The 9,551-nt window shown below is 69.8% G+C and carries 6 protein-coding genes and 1 pseudogene; 4 read left to right on the top strand and 3 right to left on the bottom strand.

The window, feature by feature from the left end; all coding sequences use genetic code 11:
• Nucleotides 1–17: 17 nt before the first annotated feature.
• Entirely contained in the window at nucleotides 18–617 is a 600-nt protein-coding gene (locus AZG88_RS38660; RefSeq protein WP_005243713.1) for a TetR/AcrR family transcriptional regulator, read from the bottom strand.
• A gap of 102 nt (nucleotides 618–719) precedes the next feature.
• On the bottom strand, nucleotides 720–1,901 hold the full coding sequence (locus AZG88_RS38655) for a glycoside hydrolase family 3 N-terminal domain-containing protein (RefSeq protein ID WP_061700665.1): 1,182 nt from the start codon (nucleotides 1,899–1,901) through the stop codon (nucleotides 720–722).
• Nucleotides 1,902–2,019: 118 nt separating this feature from the next.
• On the opposite strand from AZG88_RS38655, the gene AZG88_RS38650 reads away from it, so the two are divergent.
• The 4 genes from AZG88_RS38650 (at nucleotide 2,020) to AZG88_RS55395 (ending at nucleotide 8,269) form a co-directional block, all read left to right on the top strand.
• Entirely contained in the window at nucleotides 2,020–2,487 is a 468-nt protein-coding gene (locus AZG88_RS38650) for a universal stress protein (protein ID WP_005243718.1), read from the top strand.
• 29 nt (nucleotides 2,488–2,516) lie between these two features.
• A complete protein-coding gene (locus AZG88_RS38645; protein ID WP_061700664.1) occupies nucleotides 2,517–3,608 on the top strand; it encodes an isochorismate synthase in 1,092 nt (363 codons plus the stop codon).
• 127 nt (nucleotides 3,609–3,735) lie between these two features.
• Nucleotides 3,736–3,909 (top strand): DUF2613 domain-containing protein, encoded by a 174-nt coding sequence (locus tag AZG88_RS51005; RefSeq protein WP_005258546.1) that lies wholly within the window; start codon nucleotides 3,736–3,738, stop codon nucleotides 3,907–3,909.
• 46 nt (nucleotides 3,910–3,955) lie between these two features.
• Nucleotides 3,956–8,269: an alpha-(1->3)-arabinofuranosyltransferase gene (locus tag AZG88_RS55395; RefSeq protein ID WP_061700663.1), complete on the top strand. Its 4,314-nt coding sequence runs from the start codon at nucleotides 3,956–3,958 to the stop codon at nucleotides 8,267–8,269.
• A gap of 23 nt (nucleotides 8,270–8,292) precedes the next feature.
• Here the strand turns inward: AZG88_RS55395 and AZG88_RS51000 are convergent.
• Nucleotides 8,293–9,339, bottom strand: a pseudogene (locus AZG88_RS51000) (acyltransferase family protein); the annotation flags it as partial.
• Between the last annotated feature and the right edge of the window lie 212 nt (nucleotides 9,340–9,551).

Genomic DNA, 9,551 nt, shown 5'->3' with positions numbered 1-9,551 from the left:
GGCGTCGAAAGGTACATTCATTCCGGCTTCTTCTTACCCGCGAGGCCGCGCCACGCCAGGGATTCCAGCAGGTCTGCGGCGGCGTCGACCTCGATCTCGCCGCCGGCGACGCGGTCGGCCACGGCCTCACCCGCACCGACCAGGGCGATGGCGATCAGTTCGAAATCCTGCCCCGGCTCGGGATCCTTGGTGCTGGACTCGAGCAGGTGCGCGGTCAACTCGATCAGCCGGTCGCGGCTCGATTGCACCGACCCCACGAACGCCTGCTGCCCCATCGCCTGGCGATACAGCACCATCCACGACTTGCGGTGCTTGCCCACGAACCCGAGAAACCCCTCGAGGGCCCGGCGCAGCTGTTCGCGCGGGCTCAGCCCCGGATCGCCCGCCGGAGCGAGCGCCTCGACGAAACGCAGACCCTCCCGCTGGATGCATGCCGCGAACAGTTCGTCCTTGGAGCCGTAGTACAGGTACAGCATCGGCTTCGAGATTTCCGCCTTGGCCGCGATCGCGTCCATGGACGTCTCGTGAAAACCTCTGTCGGAGAAGACGTCGACAGCAGCGTCGAGCATCTGCTGCTCGCGCACTGCGCGCGGCAGTCGCTTGGTGCCGCCGGCCATTCGTCCTCCATCATCGTCGAACCCGCTATCTTACTCTACGGTAATAAAGCGGGCCCGACCGGCGGACGAGAAGAATACCAGCACCCTGTCGCGGACCGCGCACTAGCAGGCCAGCACGCCCTTGGCGCGCGCAACGGTCAGCACCGCCTCGTCGACACGCTGCTGCGGCAGCTTGCCCGAGGCCACCACGCTTTCGAGGTGATCGAGGACCCGCGGGACGTCGTCGGTGGTGAGCCACAGGGCGACATCCACACCCGATTCCAGCGCGGTCTCGACGGCGACCGTGATGTCGTAGCGGTCGGTGATCGCCTGCATGCCGCTGAGGTCGTCGGTGAAGATCGGGCCGGTGAACGGCGGCGCACCGTATCCGGTGCCGCCGCGCAGCAGCGCCACGGCGTCGGGACTGATGCTGGCAGGGACACCGGGGGCGGTCAGACCCGGCACCTCGAGGTGGCCGAGCATGACGCCGACACCCGTGGACACCAGGTTCCGGAACGGGACGAGGTCCTTCGTCTGCAACTGTTCGAGCGGCGGGGTGGTGACGGCCCCGGTGTGCGAGTCGCCGGACGCCGATCCGTGGCCGGGGAAATGCTTGATGACGGGCAGGATTCCCGCGTCCCGCATCCCGCGCGCGTACGCGTCGGCGTAGCGGGTGACCACGGCGGGATCGTCGGAGTAGGAGCGGTCGCCGATGACACTGTCGTCGGGCTGGCGGCTCACGTCCACGTCGGGGGCGAAGTTCACGGTGACACCGAGGTCCTTCAGTCCGCGACCGCGCTCGAGCGCCATCTGGTACGTCTGCTCCTCCGTCATCGTGGCTGCGGTCTGCCGGGCGGAGGGATCGGCTCCGAGCAGGTTCTCGACCCGCGACACGCGTCCACCCTCCTCGTCGATCGTCACCATCAGGGGCAGCGACGACGCCGACGCCACCTGGGGAATCTCACGGTTCGCGAGCATGGCCTCGTCGGTCCAGCTCCCGACGAAGATGCCGCCGATCTGCTCGTCCCGGACCACCTGAGCCGCATCCGCGGTGCCGGTCACTCCCACGTTCAGCAGCTGAGCGAGCTTGCGCCGCAACGGCAACGACTGCAGGAACTCCGTCTCGCACGACGCCGGTGCGGCGGCGGGCGCTGCGGTGCCGGTGTGCGACGCCGGCTCGACGGAGGACGGCGACGGCGTCGCTGTCGCCGACGACGATTCCGCGACCGTCTCGCCACCACCCGACGAACATCCGGCGACGAGGCCGGTACAGGCAGCGAGCGCGAGTGCATACTTGATCCGCATGGGTTCGACGGTAGCCCAGTTCGCCACCGGCGCCCCCGTGGCAGGCCCCGAATCGGCGACCGCTGCCGCCCGTCTTGGTAATCTGGACGCAGAGGAAGCCCGTACTCAGGAGGTCGTAGTGCCCGGTGGTTTGATGTTGATCGCCTACGACGGATCCGACAACGCCAAGCGTGCGGTGGAGTGCGCAGGTCGATTCCTCGCCTCCAATCGCGCTGTGCTGGTGACGGTGTGGGAGCCGATGGTCCGTCAGGCCGCGCGCATGTCGGGCCTGTCCGGTGTGATGCAACCCGAGTGGGTGCCCGACGAGGAGACCGAGGACGTCGCGTTCTCCGACGCCAAGGTCACCAACGAAGAGGGCGTCCAACTCGCCGAGGCCGCCGGGCTCGCCACCGAGGGTCGCTGCATCGAGTGCACCAGCACGATCTGGACGGCCATCGTCGAGACGTCCGACGAACTCGCGGTCGACATCATCGTCACCGGCACCCGCGGCACCACCGGTCTGCGGTCGTTGCTGCAGAGCAGCGTCGCCGACCACGTGTTGCGCCACAGCCACCGCCCGGTGCTGATCGTGCCTCCCGGGAAGTAGTCCGGGCGCCCGACTACTGTCGGGTCACCATGGACGGCTTCCTTCTCTCCCGCGCCGACCGGACGCTGCGCACGTCCGGTGCGCGGCACGGGTACGACACCGCGGCAGCCGCTGCCGCGGCCCTCGCGAACGGTGACACCGAACTGGTCGTCGGAGCGCTGCCGTTCGATCCCGAACGTCCCGCCGCGCTGACCGCCCCGGAGTCGTGGGAGTTCACGGACGGCCCGTGGCGGCCCGGCACCGTTCCCGACCTCCCGCCGGTCCACCTCACGCGGGAGGTCCCCGACCCCGCCGAGCACGTGGCCCGGGTGCGGTCCCTCGTCGACCGCCTGCGCGAGGGCACCCTCGGCAAGGTGGTGGCCGCACGCAGCGTCATCCTCCGCGCAGACACCCCCATCTCCGCAGAATCGTTGGCCGCGAGAATGATTCACCAGAATCCCACCGCCAACGGGTTCGCCGTCGACCTCTCCGCGGCCGGCGAGAGCTTCCGCGGACGCAGCCTCGTCGGCGCCAGCCCCGAGGTGCTGCTCAGCCGGCGCGGGCGACGCGTCACCTGCCGTCCCCTCGCCGGAACCGCCCCGCGGCGCGCCGATCCGGAGGCCGACGAGAAGGAAGGTCGCGGCCTCCTGGAGTCCACGAAGAACCTGGCCGAGCACGCGTTCGTCACGGCCTGGATCAGGGAGGTCCTCGCGCCGCTCTGCACCGAGCTGACCGTCCCGGACTCCCCGGTACTGACGAGCACGCACGAGGTCTGGCATCTCGCGACCCCCATCGAAGGCGTGCTGCGCGACCCGTCGACCAGCGCTGTGAGCCTGGCAACCCTGCTGCACCCGACCCCCGCCGTGTGCGGCACCCCGACCGACCTCGCCCTCGCGACCATCCGGGACGTCGAGGAGGATCGGCGGTTCTACGGCGGCGCCGTCGGGTGGTGCGACGGCGCGGGCGACGGCGACTGGGTGGTGGCCATCAGGTGCGCCGAGATCGCCGCGGACGGACTCGAGGCGCTGGCGGCGGCGGGCGGGGGCATCGTCGCCGAGTCCGACCCGGAGTCCGAACTCGACGAGACGACCACCAAACTGCGCACGCTGCTCCGGGCGCTCGGAGTGCAGCAGAGCCCGTGAACTGCAGAAACGGTGGCCCACGAGCACCAATCAGCAGTTCGGCGGCCCCCGGGTGATACCTTGACCCGAGCAATTCGTACGCGGGAGTAGCCGTGTGCGTCGATGGCACGACGGTGGGAGATGTCTGATGGGGAAGTTCCTTGTGCCCGGTGTGGTCAGCGCCGTGGTCGGTGTCGCTCTCGGCACCGTGGCGACGCTCGGCATCACCGCAGCCGCACAGGACAACACGCGTCCCGAGATCGACCGCAGCGGCAACGCGGATTCCTCGCTCCTGAACCAGGTTGAGTACGGCAGCCGCTGAGAGCGCCGGCTCAACAAGTTCCCGCACTTCCCCCGAGTCGGCGGCCATGTCGTCCATGGCGCCCTCGGCGGAGCCTCTGTCACGGCGGTGGCTGTTCGGCGCCTCTGTCGTAGCGTTTCTTCTCGCATTCCTCCAAACCCCCGGTCGGCTCGCCGCTGACACCAAGTACGACCTGTCCCAGAATCCGATCGGATTCCTGGAACGGGCCGCGCATCAGTGGAGCAGCCAGGCCCCCATGGGCCAGGTGCAGAACCAGGCCTACGGTTACTTCTTTCCGCACGGCGCGTTCTTCGCGCTCGGCGACGTCCTGAGCGTCCCGCCGTGGATCACCCAGCGGGTCTGGTGGGCCCTGCTGCTCGTCGCCGGATTCTGGGGAATCGTCCGTCTCGCCGAAGCACTCGGCGTCGGCAGCCGCTCGTCCCGCATCATCGCCGGTGTCGCGTTCGCGTTCTCCCCCCGTGTCCTCACCACCCTCGGTTCGATCTCGTCGGAAACCCTCCCGATGATGCTGGCGCCGTGGGTCCTTCTGCCCGTGGTCGTCGCCCTCTCCCATGTGAGTGGCAATGCGTCCCGGGACACGCAATGGCACTCACCTGCACGGTTGGCGGCACAGTCGGCGCTGGCCGTCGCGTTGATGGGCGCGGTGAACGCCGTCGCGACCGTGGCCGCGTGCCTCGTGGCAGGCCTGTGGTGGATCTCGCACCGGCCCAACCGTCGGTGGTGGGTGTTCACCGCGTGGTGGTTCCCGTTTCTGGCACTGGCCACGTTGTGGTGGATCGTGCCGCTGCTTCTGCTCGGCAAAGTGAGCCCGCCGTTCCTCGACTACATCGAATCGTCGGGGGTGACCACGCAGTGGACGTCCCTCGCCGAAATCCTCCGCGGCACCGACAGCTGGACGCCGTTCGTCTCCCCCGAGCGCATCGCAGGCGCGGTCCTCGTCACCCAGCCCGCCGCGGTCGCGGCGACCGGCCTGATCGCCGCCGCCGGGCTCGCCGGACTGTGCATGCGGTCGATGCCGGCCCGCGGTCGCCTCACTCTGATCCTGTTCGTCGGTGTCGCCGGACTCGCGGCCGGGTACATCGGCGAACTGGGCTCCCCGTTCGCCGAGCAGGTGCGACTGTTCCTCGACTCCACCGGGGCGCCCCTCCGGAACGTGCACAAACTCGAGCCGCTCGTCCGACTGCCCCTCGTACTCGGGCTGGCGCACCTGCTGGCGAAGGTGCCGCTGCCCGGGTCCGTGCCGGTCGCGCGGTGGCGCAGCGCGTTCGCGCACCCCGAGCGCGAACCGATGGTCGCGGTGACGAGCCTGGTGCTGGTCGCCCTCACCCTGGCGACGTCGCTGGCGTGGACGGGCAAGCTCGCACCGCGGGGCACGTATTCCGAGGTCCCCGACTACTGGCAGCAGGCCGCCTCGTGGCTGGAGGACAACGCCGGGGGCACGAGCCCCGACGGTTCCGACGCGGAGCGGGCGCTCGTGGTGCCGGGCGCACCGTTCGGCAGCCAGCTCTGGGGTCTCACCCGCGACGAGCCGATGCAGGCACTGGCGTCCACGCCGTGGGCGTCCCGCGACGCCGTCCCGCTCACCCCGCCCGGCACCATCCGCGCCATGGACTCGATCCAGCGGCTGATCACCGACGGTCGCCCCTCGGACGGCATGGCGCAGACCCTGCTCGGCCAGGGCATCCACTACCTCGTCCTCCGCAACGACCTCGACCCCGAGACGTCGCGGTCGACGCGCCCGCTGCTCGCGCACCAGGCCGTCACCGGCTCGCCCGGATTCACGCAGGTCGCGGAATTCGGTGAGGACATCGGCCCCGGCGACGTCGAAGGCCTGGTGATCGACAGCGACCTGCGGCCCCGGTACTCGGCGATCGAGATCTTCGAGGTGTCGATGCCGGACGGTTCGCCGACGACGAGCGGGCCGTACACCGCGAACCTCGACGGCATCCCCCGGGTGCAGGGCGGTCCGGAATCGCTGCAACGCCTGCGGGAGAACGGCGTTCTGCCCGGAGCCGGACCGGTACTACTGGCCGCGGACGCGAAGCGCGCCGGACTGCCGGTCGACGACGTCACCGTCACGGACACGCCCCGGAACCGCGAAACCGACTACGGCCAGGTCGACAACCACAGTTCGGCACTGCGCACACCGGACGACGCCCGCCGCACGTTCAATCTCGTCCCGGACTATCCGGTGGCGGACACCCCGCTGGTGGAGGGGCAGTGGGAGGGCGCGACGCTGAGTGTGTCGAGTGCGGCGTCCGACGCCACGCAACTCGGCGGCACCTCCCCCGCCAGCAGCGCCGCCGCGACCGTCGACGGCGACCCGGCGACGGGCTGGTTCAGCAACGGCATCGAGCGGGCGCTGGGCCAGTGGCTCCAGATCGACTTCGACACTCCGCTCACCAGCTCGCTGCTGCACATCACGACCAGCCCGGCCGCGATCGGCGCCCCCGTCCGCTGGATGGAGGTGTCGACCCCGAACGGCAGCACGGCCGTGAAGGTGGACGCCCCGGGCAAACCGATCGCCGTGTCCGTCCCCGGCGGCGTCACCCCGTGGGTGCGGATCACCGCGACCCGCACCGAGAACGGTTCCGCGGGAACGCAGTTCGGCATCAGCGAGGTGTCGGTCGAGGACTTCTCCCAGCGTGACGCCCCGGTCACCGTGCCGATCCGGTACCGGACCGTGTTGCCGCCCACCCCCGAGGGCGCGTCCGTCTCGGGTTGGGATCTCAGCCAGGAACTCCCCGGCCGCAACTCGTGCGCCGAGTCCCCGGACCGGGTGCGGTGCAGCAACGCCTTCGTCCTGCCGCCGGAGGAGGTCGGCGCGTTCGAGAGAACGTTGTCGGTCCCCGAACCCACGGCGGTCACACCGCAACTCATGCTGCGTGCGCGGCACGGCGCACCACTGGAAGAGCTTCTCACCCAGCGGGATTCACCGTCCGCGCACGGGACCAGCAACATCACCGACCTTCGTGGGTCGGCGTTCGCCGCCACCGACAACGATCCGCGCACCAGCTGGTCGGCGAAACAGGACACCACCAGCGGCAAGGGCGCGAAACCGACACTCACGATCGACCTTCCCGAACCCACGCTGGTCACCGGCCTGCAACTGACCCCCAGCGTGGGTGCCGTGCCCGCCGCCCCCGACCGGGTCGCCGTCGACCTCGGGAACGGACCGCAGGTGCGCGACGTGGACGAGGACGACGGGACCGTCACGGTCGAACCCCGGGTGACCGACCGGATCGTGCTCAGCCTCGTGTCCTGGAAGAGCACCCTCGATCAGAACGCGCTGGGTTTCGCGCAGCTGCAGCCGGCAGGCCTCGCCGAGGTAGGGGTGCTGGGCGAGGACGGCATCCTGCTGCCCGGTTCGGGTCCGATCGACGATGCCGGCGCCCGACCGGTGACGGTGCCCTGCGAGGAGGGGCCGGTCGTGTCGATCGGCGGGCAGCCGGTTCGCATGAGCGTCACCGCAACTGTCGGGCAATTGCTCTCCGGTGACCCGGTTCCCGCGACCCTCTGTGACACGGCCGGCCCAGTTCCACTGGGAGCCGGATCCCAGGACGTGACCGTCGACCCGGGGTCGGCGTTCTTCGTCGACAGTCTCCGCCTCGACGCCGGACCGCAGGCCCAGGCCGTTCCGACCGAGCAGGTGTCGACCACCGCGTGGACGGAGAACCACCGGGAACTCACGGTGCCGCGCTCGGACGCCGAGCGTGTCGTCGTCGTCCCCGAGAGCACCAACGTCGGCTGGGTGGCCACCGCACCGGACGGCAGCGAACTGACACCGATCGTCGTGGACGGCTGGCAGCAGGGGTGGATCCTGCCCGCGGGAACCGAGGGGACGGTGACCCTCGACTTCCCCACCGACCACTGGTACCGCCTCGGGATCTTCGGTGGTCTGCTGCTGCTGATTCCGCTGATCGCCGCCGCGCTGTGGCCGCGTCGCGCACGTGAGCGCGATCCCGGCCCGGCACCCCGGACCTGGGGCAGCGCGACGGTCGGGTGGCTGGGAATCCTCGCTGCCGCCACCGTGATCGGTGGTCCCGTCGGCTCGGTGACGACGGTCGTGGTGACGCTGCTGGCCGTGACCCTCGTCCGGCTACGCGGACCCGCCACCACGGCGCGCGTGCTGGTGGGGGTCGCCGGAGCGTCGACGATGCTCGGCATGGCGATGCTCTCCACCGGCCCGTGGCGGGCGCCCGGCGGGTACGTGGGGCACTCGTTCCTCGTTCAGTTCCCACTACTGCTGGCGCTCGTCGCCACCGGGCTGGCGGTGCTGCCGCTCGGACTGTCGGCGCTCCTGGCGCGCGCCTCCCAGCGTTTGACGGCGCGGCGAGCCGGTTCCTCCACCAACGCGTAGCTGGCCGACGCGACCGCGACGCTCATCACGGTCGTCAGGAACAGGATGTAGACGAAGTGGCCGGTGAACGGAACGAGCCCGAACACCGGAAAGACGATCGACAGCACCGCGAGGTGCCAGATGAAGATGCCGTACGACCAGCGGCCCACGGCGAGAGCGAGCGGACTCGCGAGGTAGCGGTGGGTGGACGTGTCGGACAGCACCAGCGGGGCCATCAGCGCGAAGCTGATGACGGCGCCGAGCGCCATCTTGACGGCGTACTGCCACGGTTCGGGACGCACCAGCCCCTCCGGGCCGGCGAGGTCGGTCGCCGTGAGGGCGAATGCCACTGCGGCGACGAGGAACATCCGGACGCGATGATGGGCCCAGCGGTGCATTCGTCCGGGCGGACTCACCGCCAGTTCGGCCAGCAACATCCCCGCTCCGAACCAGGGCAGGTACCCCGGCAGCCAGTTGTCGTGATGGATGCCGCCCGGCGTGGACACCGGCACGAATGCCCACGTCAGGCTCACCGCGATCAGCGCGAGAATCGCCGGAACACGCAGCCGCGCAGCCGGACCCCGCAGCCGGACCAACGCGAACGCCAGCAACGGAAGCACCAGGTAGAAGGCCACCTCCACCGACAGACTCCACATCTGGGTCAGACCGTCGGTGAGCGTGAGGGGCACGAACACCTGCACGAGACCGAGATTCGCCCACCACGTGCGGTAACTCGCGTTCGCGGTGGGCAGGAACGTCAACACCACCGCCACGGCGACCCAGTACGCGGGCAGGATGCGCGTCGCCCGCGAGATCCAGTACCGGACGATTCCCTGGGCGGGGCCCATTCCGCGCGCCGCCCCGGCATGGCTGCGCCACAACAAGAATCCGGACAGCGCGAAGAAGACCGCCACCGCCAGATCGAATCGTCCCCAGATGCGGCCGAGGACCGGCACGTGCGTGGCACCGGTCTGGAACGCGACGTGCGTCACGAGCACCCCCAGCGCCGCGAGACCGCGCATTCCCTCGAGTGCGGGAATGAAACTGCGCGGGGTTGCGGTCGTGCGCGTGGTGGTGGCCGAGGTGCTCATCACCAACAGTGTGCCTGGTCCCGGGGTTGTGACGGAAAACTCCGTCCGAGTCACTTCGCTGGCGAACGGCCGATGCGTTTACTATCCGATGGGGCAAATGCGCATTCGAGACTGTTAGTGTTTTGCCTCACGTGGTGTCGATGTGGGCTCCATGCGATCCGTGCAGCCGTGCTGCCGGTGGGGGAATCTCAATCGACAGAATTGGGTTAGGA

The organism is Rhodococcus sp. LB1 (genome assembly GCF_001583455.1).
Classification (GTDB): Bacteria; Actinomycetota; Actinomycetes; order Mycobacteriales; family Mycobacteriaceae; genus Rhodococcus_F; species Rhodococcus_F opacus.
The sequence above is the reverse complement of the archived record's forward strand: the minus strand, read 5'-3'. Positions and strand labels throughout refer to the sequence as shown.